The organism is Pseudoalteromonas shioyasakiensis (assembly GCF_001550135.1).
Classification (GTDB): Bacteria; Pseudomonadota; Gammaproteobacteria; order Enterobacterales; family Alteromonadaceae; genus Pseudoalteromonas; species Pseudoalteromonas shioyasakiensis.
This window is the reverse complement of record NZ_LRUE01000013.1, coordinates 357,540-377,700: the sequence shown is the minus strand read 5'-3', so window position 1 is coordinate 377,700 and position 20,161 is coordinate 357,540. Positions and strand designations below refer to the sequence as shown.

Below are 20,161 nucleotides of genomic sequence, written 5' to 3'. Positions count from 1 at the left end.
TAATGGTAAGAACGCCAGCGAAATCTTTCGCTGGCGTTTTAAATACAAATACCAATCAACTTAACAAAGCGGTGTATTATTCAGGCCAGCTTTGAGCCCCATCAATTGCAACCTCTGTTTGATTTAACGTCGTGCAATAACCTGTGGCAGATGAGGCATAGTAAACATCACCTAATACCGTGTAGTTTTTTGCTTTAACCTGCTGTTTTGCTTTGTCTGACGTTGCCATGCCCCACATGCTGAAGTAGTTGCTCAAATCGAGCTCGGTTGCTTCTGAAAGCGCTATTAATAACCAATCATTGTTGCCTATGCTTTGTGCCTCCGACAAGCTGTAGCTTGAAAAGCCAAGTGCATCTTTTTGTGCCTGCCAATTAGTCTCGCTGTTATCAGCTAGATTAAACGCACGCTCCAAAATGTGTAAGCGAGGGTATAAATGCCAGCCGTTTTCAAGCTTATTGTGTGCCTGTGCGGCCATCATAATTTGTAAATAAATAGCGTGGCTTTGCGACCACTGAGACATTGCTAAATCTTGCATATAAGCAAATGCATCTGCGCTTTGTTTACTGGCTTGTAAATGATCAAACAAGTTCTCGAATGGCAAGTTTTGGCACGATGCCGAAAAGCCCGTTTCATCTTCAAACTTCGACTTACTGTAGTAGGAGTAAAAGTTGGTATTTGAATGGCCACCAAACCCTTCGATACGAAAGCGCCCTTTTTCAAGACCATGTCCTAATTCATGGATATCGCCATGCCCAGTTGGATTAAAATTCCAACCTGCGTCATACGGATTACCAGAACAACCCCAACCACAGGTCGGTTGGTCTGCATTCATATGTTTTACAATATCAATTGTTTGTACTTCGATATTGCGTGCACTCGCAAAGTCATGAATTTCGCTAACCACATCGATGCCCGGCCCTTTGAAACCAGCAAGTACATGCGGATAGTTATGAGTATAACGCTCTACTGCATGGGCGAAGTCAGACGCTACAGGCCAATAACCATCGTTAATTGAAATACGCATTTTTTCGAGCTTTGAATGCACTTCAAAGCCACCAGTTGCGACCTCAGCCCAATCATAGTCACCTTTTTCAAGCAACTCAGCAAAGCGCTCATCATCACTGCTGCTACGCCAATACGGGTGCTCACCTACATTGCTAAATTCAAAGCTGACATCTAAATCATTTTTATCAAACTCAATTTGAATTGGCCCACCATAAGGTGACGTAAAATAGACTGTTTCATTTGTCTCTATAGGCACATGAACTGACTGCAATTTAGCGGGTCGATTATAGCCATTGCTGCTCATGTAATGTGTTGCACCATCACGCAGAGTATTAACAAACACCTTAGTATTCACTGCTTGATTATCGGTGCGTTTAATAGCAAACGTTTGCCCCGGCAAGGCATACACACCCGTTGAGCGAAAATACGCCTTACTCTGCATATTCACGGTGACGGTTTTAGGTGTTACATGACTAAAATCACTACGGCTGAAATTACCCATATCAACTTGAAGTGGGTTAACTTTACATATATTTAATACCGCATGATCAGTAAACAGGGCACGAAAGAAGCTTGTATTATCGGTGCTTAGCTTATCCATCGGGAAGCTTACAACTTGGCGATAATGATCTGCAAGCAGCGCCAGTAACTGGTAAAAGCGATAGCCCTGCTCTGTAAAGATATCTGTTTTCGCTTGGTCAAAACCTCTAAAAACCGAATTAATGATCGTTGCCGCATCACTAAACTGTTGCTGATATTGGCTTTCAGCTGGGCAGCTACGATTATCACAGGCACTTAAATCAACACTAAATTCGCTGCTTTTAAAGCGGCTAAGTAAGTCTTTAATAGTTTGCGCATCAGTTGGCAAGCTGTCGTTGATAGCAATTGGGTTCCACTGTGCCAGTTCTAATCGGTGCCAATAGTTATCACCTGCAACGCTCACATGGAGTAATTCAAATAGCGCTTTACCGAGTGCTGTTTGACTACCATCACGCTGAATATATATCACTGCTATATCGTTTTCTTGCGCTTGCTTTACTGCAGCCACAACATTATCAATATTTAATCCTTCACGCTCATGCTGAGAGATAATCAGTACATCCGTGTCAGTTGTTAAACACGCCGCTAAAGCGTCGTTGTCACAACTAGCATTGTCGTTATAGCTCACCATGCCTTCATATTGACTATCAAACCACTCTCGCGTTTTGATCCTATCTTGAAAGTAATAGCTTTGATCAAGTTGCGCTAATACAAGTTTAAGTGGCTGCTCTGCGGTTATTTCTCTACCAGCTAACCAGGTGGTGCTGTTTTTCAAAAACTGAGTCATTTGCTCGTTAATGGTATTTCGATAAGGATTACTACCAAATACTAAGTAACGGCCCTGCTCCCCATCACTAGTACCGACAACTGCAAGGTTTCTGACTTTTGTCTCGTAACCATCTTGCCAACTATTGTTGGTAAGTAGAACTGGCTCATTGAATGGATAAGTGGCATTTAATAACGTTGCATCCCATGTTGGATACCAGCTTAATTCATCAAGAGCGGAGCTTGAGCCAAAAGCAAATAAGCTATTTTTAATGCTTTGAAAGCGCGCTTTGTGGGTATCAATTTCATTAATGGTCGCATCAAGTAGCAATTCACTGTTTGGCACAACTAGCGCATTACCCGTTTCTAGTGCCTCAGCTACATAGCTTTGAGTAATGTTTAACACAAACTCGAAGCTTGCTTGTACACGTGAGTCAGAGGCTGTGATTGTGAATTTATGCTCACCAAGATCTTCATTACTCGCGGTGCCTGATAAGATGCTAGTTTGCTCATCAAAACTTAGCCACGTTGGCAACCCTGTTACGGTTAAGCTCACTTCATCGTTGTCTGCATCGGTGCTGATTAACTGCACACTCAAAGCCTGCTCAGCACGAACTTCACTACTCAGTGGAGACACCACAGGCGCTGAGTTTGCTCTGGCAGCGATGTTAAATGTTTGCTCTGCCTGCTGGGTCACTTCGCCATCTGAATAACGAAAACGAATTTGCTGTTCGCCCGTATTCGCAAACAAGGGCGTGCCGCTAAAACTAAGGTTAGTCGCATCAAAGCTAAGCCAATCAGGTTTACTAACTTCACTTACTACCACAGTGTCATTTTGTGCATCAGTAAATGTTAGCTGGTAAGTATAAGCTTGGCCTTCATTGCTATCTGATGGGGTGGACGTGAGCGTTGGCGGTGTATTCTCAATAAGTTTGGCTTCTACATTAATATCAATCAAAAGCTGTGCAGAGAGCTGCCCATCAGTGACCGTAAACTCAATGTTTGCATACTTACCTACTTGCTCAGGCGTGCCACTGATACTTGCTGAGGCTTCATTAAAACTTAGCCAACTTGGTAAGTTTGTTACAGACAAAGTAAGTGGGTCATTATCTGGATCAGAGACTTCAGGGCTAAAACTCAAGGTTTCACCAACACGTAAAGTCTGTGATTGACCGCTGATTTGCGGCGCTTGATTTTGTGGTGTTTCGGTTACAGGAGGGGTTGTTGTTTGTTTTTCATCTGAGCCTGAGCCGCCACAAGCAGCAAGTGTTAGCAATACAGCCGAGCATAATAGCGAGCGTTTGCACAAAGAGTAAGGTGCGTTCATTGAGTTCTTATTGGTATGGTAAACAACTTTTTAACATTATAAGCCGATACTACAAACTAATATCTCGGAAAAAATACGTAAATTGATATCGCTGTCATTAATTGTTAAAGCGTAAAAAGCCCCATAAAGGGGCTATTTAAGGGTTACGAGCTTGGGTTTGCAAAATCGGGTCTGGGTAACTTTTCGAGTATGGCGTATAAGTAAATCACCACAAGACAAAGCCCTCCCGCTATAAAGAATAAGGTTGGGCCATCGTAATAATCTAAAATTAAACCACCACCGAGTGGTGCTAAAGCAAACCCTAAATCATAAAACGAAGCCGCGCCAAAGTAGGCTCCACGTAAGTGTGATGGTGCGAGCCTATCAAGGTGAACATTCATCGTCGGAAACAAAATGGTTTCGGCCAAACTCATCACCACTATCGCACCAATCCAGCCCCAAAATAAATCGATTGGATTAAGTGCTAGCCAAAATTGCGACACCATTAATAGCACCAAACCAATTTGTATTCGTACCGTTAGGCTAAATCGCGCCATCATTTTTAACAGCAGAAATTGACTTGAAATGATCACTATCGCATTGGTAAATATAAGCGCAGAAATCAACGCAAGTAGGTCGGGTGCCTCTGCACGAGTTAGGTATTGTATGAGTGAACTATCCATTTGCGCATAAATAAACATGCACAAAATATTGGCTAAAATTAAACATTGCAGCAGTTTATCTGCAAATAAAATACGTAAGATTTGCTTGCCTTGTACAGCTGGTTTTTTCTCTTCTGGCTCGTCGATTGCGGCAGTATTTTTGGCGGCTTTATCACTGAAATTAAAGCCCCAAACAAGCAGCACTAATAAAATAGCAAATGCCCCTGCGGTAATATAAAAGCTCGACTGCTCACCGGTTAAACCTAGCCATACCCCAGCTAATGGACCCACCGCACAGCCCACATTAACAATAAAGTACAGCGACTGCATGGCCAGCTCACGAGTTTGTGCATCATCAATAATATCGCCAATCGCCGCACTGGTTAGTGGTCGCCAAAGTGCAGTCGCAATCGAGCATAAGGTCATCACAATCACATAACCGGCCACGGTTTCTACCTCAGCCAACAGCGAGAAAGAAATAATATACAACACGCCGGTAATGTACATCAGCGTATGCCGGCCCACTTTATCTGAGAGGCTACTGCCAATAAAACTGGTAAACACCGAAATCACGGCAGCACTGGTAAGTACCAAACCAACTTCTGTCGCCGATAAAGCAAACTTTTCATACAAGATCACCGCAAGAAATGGCCACACCATGTAATAGCTGCCACGGGTAATAAACGAGCCAAATAGGAAGATCCACATAAGCACAGGAAACTGCTTAAAGCGCGCTAAAGAGATATCTGAATTCATTATTTTAATTTTTATGATGATGATTAAAACACTATACAGGAACTGAATCTGCCTTAGGTATTTAATCTAAAACTTGTTTGTAACAACGTGTTATACCAACCCGCAATAATACTTAATCATTTTGAGGGATTAAACCTGTCGCTAACTGCGTTGAAAATTTCTCATTTAGAACAACTAAATAACGAAATTTTTGCCTTGCTATCAACGAGGTTTTATTGCCTCAAAATAGACTACTTAATTAAGCGGGTTGGTATTAATTAGCTAAAAAACAAACGCAACTTAATTGTGAATACTGTTAAGCCAACTTGAAAAAGATTAATCTAAATAAGAATAATTATTGATTGTATTTTTCATTTCTGTAATATACGCAGCGTTCCTCAAAGGGATAACCAACAAAAAGAACTGGAAACCTACAATGAAATCAATAAAACCAAGCTTACTGGCACTTGCCATAGCAACACATTTTTCAGCCTTTGCTGATGACGCTAAGCCAAAACAAGATATGGAACGCTTAGTTATCACAGCAACAGGTTATGAACAAAAAGTTACCGAAGCGCCTGCAAGTATTTCAATTATCACCAATGAAGATATTAAGTCTCATGCCTTCACCTCAGTACTTGATGCTGTGCAGTATTTAGAAGGTATCGACATTGGCACAACTCGTGATAAAACAGGCCAAGGCAGTGTAAGTATGCGTGGTTTAACAGGTGAATACACCCTGTTACTTATTGATGGTAAACGCCAAAATAACCATGGCGACATTTACCCAAACAATTTTGGTGGCAACGCGTTTAACCACGTACCACCGGTTGATGCGATTGAGCGAGTTGAAGTAATTCGCGGTCCTGCATCAACACTTTATGGTGCAGATGCGCTGGGTGGTGTAATTAATATCATCACTAAAAAGCACACAGACAGCTGGAGTGGTGCAGTATCTTTTAGCCGTTCATTACAACAAAACGATGATTTTGGTGATGACATTACCACTGACTTTAGTGTGATAGGTCCGCTTATCAAAGACGTATTAAGCTTAGGTGTACGCGGCAGCGTTTACGAGCAACAAGCATCATCGCCAACATTTGAACCAGCAACCGATCCTAATGGTGTTGTACATGCTCGTTCATTAGGTTTTGGTAGTGGCGGTCGTACCGTTGATAATACAAACGAGCAGTATGGTTTTACTTTAACTTATACACCGTTTGAGTCGCATCATTTACGTTTTGATTACGATAACTCAAGCCAAGTGTACGACAACACGCCAAGCTACGACATCGAATCAGGCACCATTACTTACCCGCTTGGTACTAAAGATAACATTGAATCAATTTGGCAAGACCGCCGCGGCCAAGTAAACCCGCGCGCAGGTTATGCGGCAGACCAAGAGTTTGACCGTGAATGGTGGTCACTCAGCTACGATGGTGAGCTTAATTGGGCAACGGTTAAGGCCTCTGTATCTTATGTTGATACGCAAAACAATGGCCGTACTTTACCACTGAGTGTAAGCGAGCGATTAGAGCTACAAGCTATGTACGATGGTACAGGCGAATACGAGGGAATGGACGAACAAGCACGTAAAGACTTAGCCGAAGAAACATTCTTACCGCGCCCTGCTCGCCCACTTGAAAGCAGCCAATATACCTATGACTTACGCTTTGATATTCCTATCACGGGCAGCTTTGGTAGCCATAACCTAGCAATTGGTGGTCAGCTTATCGACGGTGAATTAAAAGACGGCGTATTTGGCCTTGAAAGTGACCAAGCAGGTCAAGTACAAGAGCAAAACATGTACTCAATCTTTGCCGAAGATAACTGGATGGCAACTGACAACTTCACCTTTACATTAGGTGCTCGTTACGATGACCATGATGTATTTGGCAGCCAAGTATCACCGCGCGTTTACGGTGTATATAACCTCTCTGACACTTGGACCTTAAAAGGAGGTGTAAGTACAGGTTATAAAACGCCGCAAACCACCGATCTTTACGACGGTATCACCGGATTTGGTGGTCAGGGCACAAGCCCATTTGCGGGTAACCCAGATTTAGAACCAGAAACCAGTGTGAACTCTGAAGTTGCACTTTATTGGACTTCTCTTGATGGCGATCACAACATGAATGTGACTTACTACAACACCAAGTTTGAAGACAAAATTGCCCGCGGCGACACTATTTTAAGCTGTGAACAAACTAACGATGTACGTCCTTGTGTGAACTTAGGCCAGTACGATCAACTTGGCTACGATAGCTACAGCCAAAAGATCAATATCGACGAAGTAGACCTTCAAGGTGTTGAAATTGCGGGTCAATACACTATCACTAAAACAGTGTCTGTTAACGGTAACTACACGTGGACTGATAGCGAACAAAAGAGCGGTCCTGAAGAAGGTCAACCATTAACTAACTCAGCTGAGCACATGGCAAACCTTACCCTAAACTGGGAAGCGACTGACTTTATGAACTTATACCTACAAGGTGTATATCGTTCAGACCGTTACCGCGGTTGGGATAACGTGCACGACAAAGCGCTGTATTACAAAAACTACAACCTACTTAATTTAGGTGCGCAGTTTTATGTAAATGAGTACGTGCAAATCAATGCCCGTGTAAACAACCTATTAGACGAAGATTTCACCTCGTATAGCACAAGCTATACCGACCTAAATGGCGATGGTGAGTATGAATACCTAACAGGTCGCGGTGTAGTTAGCGAAGTCACATTCACAGACGACTACAACGTTAAAGATAAAGGCCGTAATTTCTGGATTGGCGTTACTGCTTACTTCTAAGAAAACTCCCTGAAAATAGGCAGCATGCAGTCATGTGCTGTCTATTTTTCTAACTACACTATTACTCCTACTGTCAGTATTCTTTTTACTGTCACTAAACTGCCAACTTCACACACTAAGCTGATGATACCTGCGTAAGCTTATTTGTCAGTCTATGGAACATATCCTTACAGCCAGTGGTATCTGTATTAGTTATCAAGATGAAGGCGATAGTAATGCGCCAGTGATCATCTTAATTATTGGCTTAGGTGCTCAATTTACCGTTTGGCCAGAGTCGCTTTATTTTGGCTTGGTAGAAAAAGGCTTTCGGGTTATTCGTTTTGATAATCGTGATGCAGGGCTATCCTCATCGTTAGATGAGTTAGGCAAGCCGAGTCTCGTAAAGCATTGGCTTAGCCGCAGATTACCCATTCGCTCAAAGCTGCCCTATTCGCTCGATGACATGGCTCGCGATGTAAAAGAATTAATGGATGCACTGGATATCAAAAAAGCGCACTTAGTGGGGGCTTCGATGGGTGGCATGATTGCGCAAATTGCCGCGGCAAAGTATAAAAAACGTGTACTGAGCTTAACTTCAATTATGTCGAGTAGCTCGCCGTTATCGTTTTCGGGTTCAAACATTAACCTGCTAGTAAAGCTCGCAAAAATACGCCCCCGAAGCAGTAATAAAGAAGCCGCGATTGATTACAATGTTAGGCTCAACCAACTCATTGGCAGCCCTGCCTACCCACAAGATGAACACGCTTTATACGCCAACGCAGAACGCTATATTGAGCGGGCCCACACGAATCAAACAGGCTTTAAACGTCAGCTTGCAGCCATTGCCGCAACGCCTTATCGCGAGCAATTACTAAAAAAGATTAAAGCCCCCACATTAGTAATTCATGGCAGCGCTGATCCTGTTATGCCACTGTCTGCGGGTATCAACACCGCACTGTTAATAAAGCGCAGTAAGTTAAAAGTTGTTCCTGGTATGGGTCATGATTTTCCGCCCGCTTTAATGAAAAAAATGACTAAGTGGATTGCTAAACACGCAGCTAAAGTCAGCGCCAAAAAAGCCGCTAAAAAACCCTAAAAGCATGATAGAATTATCATACAATTTATAAGGTTAGCGTTTTATGTTGCGTGTATTTTTTAGTCTGTTTTTAATTATCCCTTGGTTAAGCTTTGCCGGTGTGTCACTAAGCGAGCAGCGCATTATTTATCAGGGCGAAATTAGTGCCAAAAACAATCAACATGTTGAACAGCTTTTGGCTGAGCAGCCAAGCATAAACAGCATACAAATTACCAGTGGTGGCGGAAACGTTGATTTAGGTATGGACCTCGCCGAATTAATTTTAGCGCATAATTTAAAAGTTCATATAAAACAATTTTGCTTTTCGTCGTGTGCGAATTACGTATTGCTTGCAGGAAACCCTACCACCATAGCTAAGAACGCCATTGTCGGTTGGCACGGCGATGCCGCTTCAGCTCGCTGGCGAGATAGCGATATTGATGCCATGGTAAGCCATTTAAAAGAGCCAGAAAAAACAACCAAGTGGCAGGCTTTACGCACTCATTACGACGAAATAATTGCAAAAGCCGTGGCTCGTGAAAAAGCCTTTTATGCAAAACGCGGTGTTAAGCATGACTTGCTAACCATTGGTTTATCTGAAGAGCTAAAGCGTGCAGCTGTGGCACAAAAAGCCAGAGGCTGGAGCTACTCAAAAAAAGCACTCAATACACTGAATGTCAGCAATATTGAGTTTGCAGATTGGCAGCCCCGCTCGGCAAAGAGCTTTCCGTTACTAATAATTGATGAATTAGAGTAAAGTTCTTTTATTTGTTAAACACTAAACTTATGCCATGGGCCTGTTATAGCAAGTGTTTTTGAAGGTGAGTAAACATTCACAAACAAAGTGCTACCATCTGGTGAAAAACAGGCACCTGCCAACTCGGTTTGCGCCACTAAGCGGGCAAAATTATAAACTTGGCCTTGGGGTGTCACACCGCGAAGATGATTATCAACCACATCGGTGTATTGGTCTTCACAAACAATTAAATGACCATTAGGTGACACAGTTAGGTTATCGCCAAAGTTGTATAGGGTTTTGCTGGTACTTTCTACAAACAACGAGATTTTACCAGGCTGCTGTGCTTCTTTATCTGTGCCCTCAAATTCTGATGGCTGATATTTCATAACCTGACCAAGTTGTTTTTTACCACCATTGGTACAGCAAAAATAAAGCTCTTTATCACCCCAGTGAATACCTTCACCGCGAGCAAACAATGCTGCACCTTGTTTGTATCCGCGTAGGCGTAGGTCGTCTTTCGGGCTTTCAGGGTTATCTAGATTGACCCACTCAACCTCAAGCACTTGATGTAGCCCCATGGCTTTATTATTCCAGTTACGGCTATCGAATTGTGGTTTACCTTTTACCACCATAGCTTGTAATTGCCCACCTTTGTGCAGCTTGCCATATTCATTTGGAATAAAGCGATAAAAGACGCTATCACCTTTGTCTTCTGTTAGATAAACAATGCCAGTGCGCGGATCAACGGCAGCCGCTTCGTGATTAAATCGCCCCATGGCTTTTAATGGCTCAGGTTTAATTAAGCCTTTGCTATTTGCGGGTACTTCAAAAATATAACCATGATCTTGGTTAAATCCATCAGCTTTGGTATCTGTGGTTTCTTCGCACGTAAGCCAGGTGCCCCAAGGCGTGATACCGCCAGAACAGTTACGAATAGTGCCGACCAATGACAAGTATTCTTGCTCTTTTTGATGGGTTTTTAGGTTATAAATGATATGACTTGTGCCACCCGGGAACGCCACACCGTCACTGTTAGTATCAAAAGCCAGAGGTGTTTTATGATTGGCAATACTTGCTTCAGCTTTCGCTAAGTCTTTTGGCTTTAGCTCATGGTTTCGCACTAATGCAACACGGTCATTACCAAGCGCTAGACAGCCCATGCCATCGGCTTTGTCCGGAACCGTAAACCCATCAGACATTTTCTCACCTAGGCTTGAAACGACTTGATAACTAAAGCCCTCAGGTAAGTCGAGCAATTTATCTGGATCAGGAATTAACGGACCAAAGCCCACAGCCGTTGTTTTTAAATCACCTAACGACACTTTACCTATGGCACTTTTTGATAATCCTAAAAAGGCCAATGTGCCCGCCCCTACTAAAAATTCTCGACGTGAAACCATGCTAACTCCAAGCTAAAAACCAGCTTTATCATACAAATAAAAAAGGCATTATAAAGCAATGAAACGATAAAAAGTTACATTATCACAATATTCACGAAATTGTCATAAAGCACTACTCTTTGATGATTGCTAGTTGCTCATTAGGTAGCAGCACAATTAAGTAACCACGCTGCTCTAAGTTACAAAAATCAAATTCAAAACCTGCAATTTGTAAGTCACTAGCGCAATGAGTTAGCGGTATATAAGCTGTTGCTGTTGCTTCAGTTAATTCACTATTAGCAAGTTTATAGCTGTAGTTCGTATTGCCGATAAAACTAACCAGCCTAACCACAGGGTAATCACCACTATCTACAGCCTCAGTGCGTGCTAAAAAAGCCAGTTTCAGCGTTTCGCCATCCATATAAATGATCACATAATTAGCTATATCACTAACAACCCACTTTTGTAGATGAGCTTTTATTTCAGCATCATAAAAAGCTGCAAAGCCAACCTTTCCGACCACAGACCGCTTAAAGTTAAGCTTTTCAAAACCACCGTAGCCATCGATTGATTGTTGGAAGTTCTGCTCCTTATAAATTGCGCTTGTTGGTGTGTTATTTCGTAGGTTCATCATATAAAAATCAACCGGGTACTCGCTAAAGTTATAAACATAATAGTCACTTTCATAGACACCTTGGTATAAATCGTCTTCGTCAAACACTTCCTCTTCAGCGCTATTACAACCAGTAAGTAAGAGTAAAATGCATAATCTCAGTAGATAATTCATTGCTCATCCCTTTTTCTAAAAACGATAATTTATAGTTGCAGTGAATTGCTGCTTGGCAGTTTCTCCCACTAGCGGGCTTTTTTTGATAGTTGAGTCAAGTTGCTCATACCGCAAGCTCGTAAAAAAAGACCACTGCTTATTAAAAACATAAGTCAGGTTTAGCGAGGTGAATGGGTTAAGGGCTGCACTTGGCTGATATTCATATCTGCCAAACTCAGGGGCGATATTGCCATTAGCTATGCCATACAGGTATTGAGTGTATTTTTTATCTTGCCAATAAAAACCGAGATCAGCACTTAGCTGTAACCCTAATCCTTGGCCATAAATCGGTAGGTTATAGCGGGCAAGAAACGTAAGTCCATCGGAATGATTCGAAATATCTTGCGCTAAACGAACAAAAAGCTGTTTATATTGCAGCTGAGTTTTGAAGGTTAGCTCACCTTTACCGTCTTTATAGTCAGTGAAAACCTCATCATCCGACAACTCATCACTAAAGATTAAACTGCTATCGTAGGTTTCATCTCGGAAACTAAGCCCCATTGACGCTTCAAATTCTGCGCCTTGTAAAAAGGCATATTGCACTAAGCCATATTTAGGCCCAATGCGCCAGTTGCCTTTTCGGGCGTTGAAGTATGGCAAGACCATGGTTTGAATATCGTAATCTCGCCATGCTGTATCAATGGCCAATTGTGCAGCACCGACCTCCATTTGCCATTGCTGTGATTGCTCATCGGCCTTGGCATCATCAACAAATAATGCAGCTAAACAATAAGCTGTGATCAACAGATAAGAAAAAAGACTATTTCGCAGAAATTCATGTTTGGTCATGATAATGTCCCTATATTGGTTTTTAATGCAGTTTAACGCCTCACCATTAGGGCTGACTTGCTGCAAATGTCACATATTTAATCGTGACATTTGTCATATACATAAACGAATAATTGCGGATTAAACTAAGCGTATGAACAAACTCTTGCAAACGTTGATACATCGAAGCGATTTCATACTCTCAGCTATCACCTGGGGGTTTGTGTTTATTTATACTCTGCACGCTTGGTCGCAAAGAGCAGAATCGGCGCAGCTAAGTTTTAGTACAATAAATACGTTTTTGATCAGTGTGTTATTTATAAGCTTTTTTGCTTTTTTAATTTATTTTGAGTTTTTCAGATCACGACTTAAGCACTATCAAACCCGTATTTTGAACTTCACTATCGCTAATGTTGTGCTATTGATGTGGCTATTTAATATTGGCTTTGTTGCAATTCTATTGATCATTTTCTTAGTTAAATTCAGCGATTACGAGCCAAACAAAGCCAGCCTCTATTTACTCATTTGCCTGTCCTTTTTGATGGCGCTGACGCTTCACTATGGCTTTGATAAGCAATTTGTATTGCTCAACGGGTTGGCTTTCACTTTATACAATAGCTTTGCCTATCGCTTTGCTACTCGGCTTATTTCTGAGCGTAAAGCCAAAGAACAAGCAGCCCATTTATTACGTGAATTAAAAGCAACTCAAGCACTTTTAAACGACACCGCAACTCGCGATGAACGTATTCGTATTGCCAGAGATTTACATGATACCCTTGGCCACCACCTTACAGGACTCAGTATTCACTTAGAAGTCGCCAATCATTGTGCTAACCATGAAGCACCAAAACACATAACTAAAGCACAGCAAATTACCCGCTTGTTATTAAATGATGTGCGTGACTCTGTCTCGTCAATGCGAGAAAACCAAACCATTGATTTACATGCATCGCTGAATTCATTGTGCAGCCATGTTACAGGCTTAAATGTCACACTCAACTACGATGAAAATATAAAAATAAGTGATACGTTATTAGCACAAACGTTATTTCATACTGTGCAAGAAGCGATTACGAATTGTATTAAGCACAGTGATGCGACCGAGCTGTCGGTAAGCTTAGACCTCCAAGCTGATTCAGTGCATCTCACTATTTATGATAACGGCGGCGAAATGCCCAAGCTGAACTTAGGCAATGGCTTAACAGGCATGCAAGAGCGCTTAGCTTTAGTGCGAGGGGCAATCGAGTTTGAACAAAATAATAATGGGTTTGCGATTGCTGCAACGTTACCTCATAAACTTAATCCACATACTTTGGCGTAAAAAATGATTAGGGTATTACTCGTTGATGACCAAACATTATTAAGAGAAGGCTTAAAAAGCTTACTCGCCCTTAAAGCAAATATTCAAGTCGTGGCTGAGGCTGACAATGGCCAAACGGCTCTTGAGATGCTCAAGCAACATTCTATTGATGTTGTACTCCTTGATATTCGCATGCCTATTCTAGACGGTATTGGCGTACTGAAAAGTATGCAAGCACAACAGCTGAGGCAACCAGTACTGGTACTCACGACCTTTGATGATAGTGAACAAGTGCTAGAATGTATTCGCTATGGCGCTAAGGGTTATGCGTTAAAAGATATTAATTTAGAGCGCTTGGTCAGCGCCATCGAAACACTTGCTAAAGGTGGCTCAGCGCTAGCTCCTGCGATCACCGAGCGAATTTTGAATAAGCCCACTAAAACAACCGATACTTCTTTAGCAACTCCTGATAAATTAAGTAAAAGCGAGCTTAGAGTGCTCAATTTAATCGCTGCAGGCTATTCAAATAGTGAAATCGCCGAGGCACTTTATAAGTCTGAAGGGACTATCCGTAATCAAGTGTCTTTTATTCTCAGAAAGCTAGATGTACGTGATAGAACCCGTGCAGCATTAAAAGCAATTGATCTAGGCTTGATATAATTGCAAATCATTTTTAATCTCATTAAACTTTTATCATACAAGTAAATCGCTTAAACTAAGGCTTAATTTTATTTCAAGAAGCAACCGCTATGTTCCTAAAATCAAAAATATTTATTGCATTCTCATTGGCGCTTTTAAGCTTTAGCCAACACGCCTTTAGCTTACAGTTTGGCAATCCAGTCGACAGTGACAAACTCATTAAAATTTCGACGGTTATGGCCTCACCAGACGATTACCTTGCAAGTCCAATTACCGTGGAAGGGACTATCACTGGGGTTTGCGAAAAACGTGGTTGCTGGATGACGCTTGCATCTGACAAACGCTTTGAAAACTTACGTATCAAAGTTGAAGATGGCGACATGGTATTCCCGATGACGGCTAAAGGCAGTAAAGCTATCGTAACTGGTAAGCTCGATAAAATTCAGCTTAGCCTTGGCCGCACTAAAGCGCTACTTGCTCACAAAGCGCAGCAAGCAGGCGAAAGCTTTGATGCAAACTCAGTGACTGAAGCAATGGCTATTTATCAGCTCGTACCGAGCGGAGTTGAAATCATTGAGTAACAAATCAAGTATCAACTGGTTTAAGCTAAACAGAAACTTACACCGCGATATTGGTTACTTTTGTGTTGGTTTAGTAATTATCTTTGCGGTTTCTGGCATTGCAGTGAACCACAAAGATGATTGGAACCCAAACTACAAAGTAAGCCACCAGCAAATCCGTGTGAGCGATGAAACTTGGCAATTAGATAATGACGCGTTGCTGATTGAGCAAATTATCTCCCATGCTGATGTAAGCGAGCCGGTAAAGGCTTCTTATTGGGTGTCGCCGCAAGAGTTTAAGGTGTTTTTAAAAAACGGTAACAACCTCAGCCTTAAACTCAATAAAGATATCATAAGCTATGAAGCCATTGAGCCTCGTCATGTATTTCAAGCATTTAACCGCTTACACTTGAACGAGACAAAAGCTTCTTGGGTGATTTTTTCTGATATTTTTGCTGGGCTGCTGCTGTTTTTAGCAATCAGCGGCTTGTTTATGATCAAGGGTAAAAATAGCCCATGGGGCAGCCGCTCTGTATTAGTCATTAGCGGTATGCTACTCCCCGCTGCTTATGTGTTTTTATAAGCTAAAGTTTCCTGTTGCCATTCTCGTAAAGAGCAATGGCAAGATTATTTTCATTTAATTTAATCCTCACCCACTTTGTAACCCAGCTTTTTTAAAATAACTATTCGCAGAATCCTCACTTTGCTTACGCATTTTATAGCAGCTCAAAGTGTGTTTACTTAGCGATTAAAACCTCTCACCTACCTATTAAAGTTTTCTTAAATGATGGCTTTATTGCTTTTATTTGTGCTCATTTTCATCGAAAAAGTAAAACAACGCTGCCAATTAGAACCTAAAAAAGGGATTAATTTAGTTATAGTCTTTGATCTGATTACAATTATTTATTACTAGATAAAATAAAAAACAAAACACCTTCAACCTACAAAAGGTAATTAAATTGTAAAGTAAATTAATGATTTATTATTATTGATATTGAGAATCGCTATCATTACGATCCCGATTCAAATTAACTGAGAAGGAATTGAGTCGTGAATCAATTAGCCCCCGTGCTTAATACTCATTCATCAATAAATGTTGATGAACAACCCCAAGCATTTATTTTTAACGAAAATAATTTGCTCAAATATGAGATGGCTTCAATGCAAACACTGTCGCTTATCCATCAAGCACTGCGTTCAGCAAAACAAGTTCATTCTGGTGTCTGTCATAAGGAGCTGAGTAAACTAATTGCCAGTATTGAACTAAATCAACCTCTCAATAACGTTGAGCAAGCGCTAGGCGAAGTAAAATCTCTATATTTAGATCATGCAGTCTACTTTCATCATCCAAAATATGTTGCCCACCTAAACTGCCCCGTTGCTTACCCTGCGGTAATAGCCGAACAGTTATTAACTGCTATAAATTCTTCGTTAGACACTTGGGACCAAAGTGCTGGCGGGACGCTCATTGAGCAAAAGTTAATTGACTGGAGTATCGAACGCATTGGCTTAAGTGCTACTGCCGATGGCATATTCACAAGTGGCGGCAGTCAATCTAATTTAATGGCATTGTTACTTGCTAGAGACCATGCTGCAGAGCGCTTGTCTGGGCACCTTATTCGCGATTTTGGTTTAAGTCCTGATGCCCATCGCTACCGTATTTTTTGCTCTGAAGTCAGCCATTTTAGTATTCAAAAGTCCGCCGCTTTACTGGGCCTTGGCTATAACGCGGTTGTTCCAGTTGCAGTTGATAAAGAATTTAAAATGGACCTAACCGCACTTGATACAGCTATTAATGAGTGTAAAGCACAAGGCAATATTCCTATAGCGCTTGTCGCTACTGCAGGCACAACTGACTTTGGTTCAATAGACCCTATAGATAAGCTAAAAGCGCGGTGCAAAGCTGATAATTTATGGCTTCATGTCGATGCCGCTTATGGCTGTGGACTACTTGCTGCTGATGATCACCGTCACTTACTCAATGGCATTGAGCATGCTGACTCGGTGACGTTAGATTACCACAAATCATTCTTACAACCTGTCAGTAGTAGCGCATTTATTGTTGCTGATAAAAAGCAATTTAAACATTTAACTCATCATGCTGATTATTTAAATCCGTTTAACGACAACCCACAAGCAGCACCAAATCTTGTTGATAAAAGCATTCAAACGACTCGCCGTTTTGATGCCCTAAAACTTTGGCTAACTTTACGCATTATGGGCCACGAACAGATTGGCAAAGTGTTTTCTTCTGTTATGGCATTAGCCCGTAGTAGTTATGTGGCGCTCAAACAAGACCCAGAATTTGAGCTAATTCACCAACCTGAACTGAGCACCTTAGTGTTTCGCTTTAACGATAAAAGCCTCAGTGATGAGCAATTAAACCTGCTTAATTATCAAATTAAAGATGAGCTATTCAAACAAGGTGAGTGTGCCATTGCTCGCACCAAATTCAGAGGTATCAACTACTTAAAGTTCACGTTACTTAATCCAAACACACAAATTGAAGACATTAAAAGCATTGCAGCTGATATTAAAGCCTGCGCCTACAGCATCAAGGCACGCCTAAAAGTTGAGGAAACTAGCCATGAATAAAGTATACGATTTAATTGCTGTGGGTCTTGGTCCGTTCAACCTCAGTTTGGCATGTTTAGCTGAACCAATTGAAACACTTGATTCGCTATTTTTAGAGCAACGTGATGAATTTAATTGGCATCCTGGGCTGATGCTCGATGGTGTTACGTTACAAACACCGTTTATGTCGGATTTAGTTACATTGGCAGATCCAACCAATCCATACAGCTTTTTAAACTATGCGAAACAACAAGGTAAGCTGTATCAGTTTTATATTCGAGAAAGCTTCTTTTTACTGCGTGAGCAATACAACCAGTATTGCCAATGGGCAGCAAGCCAATTAAGTAACATACAATTTGGCCATAAAGTCATTCATAGCCAGTTTGATCAAACAAAGCAGCTCTATGTACTCACTGTTGAATCTGCAAAGCAAACAAAAACGCTTTATTGTCGTCACTTGGTACTGGGCACAGGTCCCTCACCTTATTACCCACCCGCTGTTCAGGCTGAAGATACACAGCTCTGCCATGCCACAGAATATCTGTTTAAACGGGATGAATTAGTAAATAGCAAGAGCATCACTGTGATTGGCTCAGGGCAAAGTGCTGCTGAAGTATTTTATGATTTGTTGTGTGACATTAAACAGCATAACTACCAACTCAATTGGGTAACGCGAGCGCCGCGTTTCTTTCCTCTTGAGTACACGAAACTCACGCTAGAAATGACCTCTCCTGAGTATGTTGATTACTTTTATAACCTAGAACAGACAACCAAACAGGAGTTACTAGCCAAGCAACGTAATTTATACAAAGGCATCAACTCAGAGTTAATTAATCAGATTTATGATCAGCTCTACCAACTTGATATTCAAGGGGTAAACCGAGCAAGGTTATTGACCAACAGCGAGCTCATTAAAAAACAAGGCAGTAAGTTAGTTTTTAAACACAGTGAACAGCAGGCTGAGTTTAGCTTACATAGTAATCACGTCATTATGGCAACAGGCTTTAGTTATCAGCTACCCGATTTTCTAAGTGGCTTAATGAGCGAAATAAATTGGCTAGATAACGGGTGCTTTGCTGTTGAGCGAAATTACAGTATCGACAAGCTACAAAGGTTGTTTGTACAAAATGCTGAGCTACATAGTCATGGTTTTGTAACGCCAGATCTAGGCATGGCCTGCTACAGAAACAGCCATATTCTGCGCTCAATCTTAGGTTATGCCCCCTACCCTGTTGAAACACAAATTGCCTTTCAAGAGTTTGGTTTACCCGATGTTGTCAACGAAAAACAGAAGCAAATAGCATGAAACAACCCGCATTAAAGTCAAGCTTGGTGCTGCTGACGATTATATCTGTTGTTTGCGACACCATGATTTTGCCCTTTTACCCGCAGTTTTTTAGTGCCCAATTTGGTTTGCAATCAAGTAATCACATTGGTGCCTATATTGCTGTTTGCTGCATCACTGTGATGTGTGCTTTCCCTGTATGGGCGAAAATAGCGCAGCACGTGCACGAACTGTATTTATGGGTGATCACCCAAATAATTGCAGGGCTATTGGGTGTTGCGTGCTTTTACAGCGAAAACGTGTGGAGCTTTTGGCTGTTATCACAGCTCATGCTGGTATTTAAAGCAAGTTACCTGCTTATTTATCCCTTTGTTCTAAGTATCGAAGAAAAACAACAGCACCTCGGTGTCGTTGCTTTATTTAGCGTGCTTTTACACTTTGGTGGTATTGGCGGTGCTTTATTAGGTGGCTTGATCATCCAAAGTATTGAGCCGCGCTTTTTATATTTAGTGATGGCTGCAGGTGACTCCTTACAGGTTATGCTCTGCTTGTATTTAATTTACTTATTAAAAGTAAGCTACAAGCCACGGGAATTAACCGCATCATCAGTAAAACGACAGCGTTTCCCTGGCTACATTATTCGCTTAGGGGTTATATCTATGGGCGTGTACTTCAGCATGTTCTTAGCAACGCCATACTTTACGCTACTTTGGCAACAAGTAAGCGAATTCAGCAACGCTCTTTTAGCTGGCGCTGTGTTTGCTATCCCTGCTTGGGTTGCGCTTGTCATTTTGATTACAACCAGAAACAAAGCCGCAACCAATAAGCACAGTAAAACAATCGCTTATGCACTTGTGTTGAGCAGTATCGGCCTATTTATACAACTTAGTTCACACTGGCAATGGCTTGTGTTCGGCCGTGTTGTATTTGCTATTGGGCTATTTTTACTAACTGTGCGTCTACAAGTCATGTTGTTTGCAATGAGCGAACCACGTTTTTACTCAAGCGACTTTGCCAAGCTTCATTTTATACAAAATATCGGTGTCATCTGCGCCTCATTTTTAGCGGGAGATTTAGTATCTCGCTTTGAACTTAACACCCCATTACTGACGGGTTCTGTCGGCTTTGCCATCACTTTATGTTTGTTTTATCTGCTTTTTTTACGCAACAAACATACCTCAACAGACCCTATTCACAGTTATTAATTTTTAAGAGAAT

At 41.5% G+C, this 20,161-nt stretch carries 15 protein-coding genes; 10 read left to right on the top strand and 5 right to left on the bottom strand.

The genetic code is table 11. From position 1 onward, the window contains the following. Window positions 1-76: 76 nt before the first annotated feature. Both PASHI_RS06895 and PASHI_RS06890 read right to left on the bottom strand, forming a co-directional pair. Window positions 77-3,637, bottom strand: a complete 3,561-nt coding sequence (locus tag PASHI_RS06895; protein WP_062565044.1) for an ImpA family metalloprotease — start codon at window positions 3,635-3,637, stop codon at window positions 77-79. Window positions 3,638-3,780: 143 nt separating this feature from the next. Continuing rightward, window positions 3,781-5,034 carry an MFS transporter gene (locus PASHI_RS06890; RefSeq protein WP_062565043.1) on the bottom strand — a complete coding sequence of 418 codons (1,254 nt, stop codon included), beginning with the start codon at window positions 5,032-5,034 and terminating at the stop codon, window positions 3,781-3,783. 415 nt (window positions 5,035-5,449) lie between these two features. Here PASHI_RS06890 and PASHI_RS06885 point away from each other — a divergent pair, with 415 nt between their 5' ends. The 3 genes from PASHI_RS06885 to PASHI_RS22135 all read left to right on the top strand — a co-directional run bounded on the left by PASHI_RS06885 (window position 5,450) and on the right by PASHI_RS22135 (window position 9,630). Continuing rightward, window positions 5,450-7,819: a TonB-dependent receptor domain-containing protein gene (locus PASHI_RS06885; RefSeq protein ID WP_062565042.1), complete on the top strand. Its 2,370-nt coding sequence runs from the start codon at window positions 5,450-5,452 to the stop codon at window positions 7,817-7,819. 154 nt (window positions 7,820-7,973) lie between these two features. Then, window positions 7,974-8,894, top strand: a complete 921-nt coding sequence (locus PASHI_RS06880) for an alpha/beta fold hydrolase (RefSeq protein WP_062565041.1) — start codon at window positions 7,974-7,976, stop codon at window positions 8,892-8,894. 43 nt (window positions 8,895-8,937) lie between these two features. Beyond that, window positions 8,938-9,630, top strand: a complete 693-nt coding sequence (locus tag PASHI_RS22135) for an ATP-dependent Clp protease proteolytic subunit (protein WP_062565040.1) — start codon at window positions 8,938-8,940, stop codon at window positions 9,628-9,630. A 14-nt stretch (window positions 9,631-9,644) separates the two neighbouring features. On the opposite strand, the gene PASHI_RS06870 is transcribed toward PASHI_RS22135, so the two are convergent. The 3 genes from PASHI_RS06870 to PASHI_RS06860 form a co-directional block, all read right to left on the bottom strand. Further along, on the bottom strand, window positions 9,645-11,012 hold the full coding sequence (locus PASHI_RS06870; RefSeq protein ID WP_062565039.1) for an alkaline phosphatase PhoX: 1,368 nt from the start codon (window positions 11,010-11,012) through the stop codon (window positions 9,645-9,647). A 112-nt stretch (window positions 11,013-11,124) separates the two neighbouring features. After that, window positions 11,125-11,778: a hypothetical protein gene (locus PASHI_RS06865; protein WP_054551859.1), complete on the bottom strand. Its 654-nt coding sequence runs from the start codon at window positions 11,776-11,778 to the stop codon at window positions 11,125-11,127. Between the two features lie 15 nt (window positions 11,779-11,793). Continuing rightward, window positions 11,794-12,606, bottom strand: a complete 813-nt coding sequence (locus PASHI_RS06860) for a MipA/OmpV family protein (RefSeq protein WP_062565038.1) — start codon at window positions 12,604-12,606, stop codon at window positions 11,794-11,796. A 202-nt stretch (window positions 12,607-12,808) separates the two neighbouring features. Here PASHI_RS06860 and PASHI_RS06855 point away from each other — a divergent pair, with 202 nt between their 5' ends. The 7 genes from PASHI_RS06855 to PASHI_RS06825 all read left to right on the top strand — a co-directional run bounded on the left by PASHI_RS06855 (window position 12,809) and on the right by PASHI_RS06825 (window position 20,148). After that, window positions 12,809-13,906 (top strand): sensor histidine kinase, encoded by a 1,098-nt coding sequence (locus PASHI_RS06855; protein WP_062565037.1) that lies wholly within the window; start codon window positions 12,809-12,811, stop codon window positions 13,904-13,906. 3 nt (window positions 13,907-13,909) lie between these two features. Continuing rightward, window positions 13,910-14,545 carry a response regulator gene (locus PASHI_RS06850; RefSeq protein WP_054560701.1) on the top strand — a complete coding sequence of 212 codons (636 nt, stop codon included), beginning with the start codon at window positions 13,910-13,912 and terminating at the stop codon, window positions 14,543-14,545. A gap of 89 nt (window positions 14,546-14,634) precedes the next feature. Beyond that, a complete protein-coding gene (locus tag PASHI_RS06845) occupies window positions 14,635-15,105 on the top strand; it encodes a DUF4920 domain-containing protein (protein ID WP_062565036.1) in 471 nt (156 codons plus the stop codon). Then, entirely contained in the window at window positions 15,098-15,667 is a 570-nt protein-coding gene (locus PASHI_RS06840) for a PepSY-associated TM helix domain-containing protein (protein WP_062565035.1), read from the top strand. The genes PASHI_RS06845 and PASHI_RS06840 overlap by 8 nt, the downstream gene beginning before the upstream one ends. Window positions 15,668-16,134: 467 nt before the next feature. Further along, window positions 16,135-17,679 (top strand): pyridoxal phosphate-dependent decarboxylase family protein, encoded by a 1,545-nt coding sequence (locus tag PASHI_RS06835; protein ID WP_062565034.1) that lies wholly within the window; start codon window positions 16,135-16,137, stop codon window positions 17,677-17,679. Beyond that, window positions 17,672-18,964 carry a lysine N(6)-hydroxylase/L-ornithine N(5)-oxygenase family protein gene (locus PASHI_RS06830; protein ID WP_062565033.1) on the top strand — a complete coding sequence of 431 codons (1,293 nt, stop codon included), beginning with the start codon at window positions 17,672-17,674 and terminating at the stop codon, window positions 18,962-18,964. The genes PASHI_RS06835 and PASHI_RS06830 overlap by 8 nt, the downstream gene beginning before the upstream one ends. Further along, a complete protein-coding gene (locus PASHI_RS06825) occupies window positions 18,961-20,148 on the top strand; it encodes an MFS transporter (RefSeq protein ID WP_062565032.1) in 1,188 nt (395 codons plus the stop codon). The genes PASHI_RS06830 and PASHI_RS06825 overlap by 4 nt, the downstream gene beginning before the upstream one ends. The last annotated feature ends 13 nt before the right edge of the window (window positions 20,149-20,161 follow it).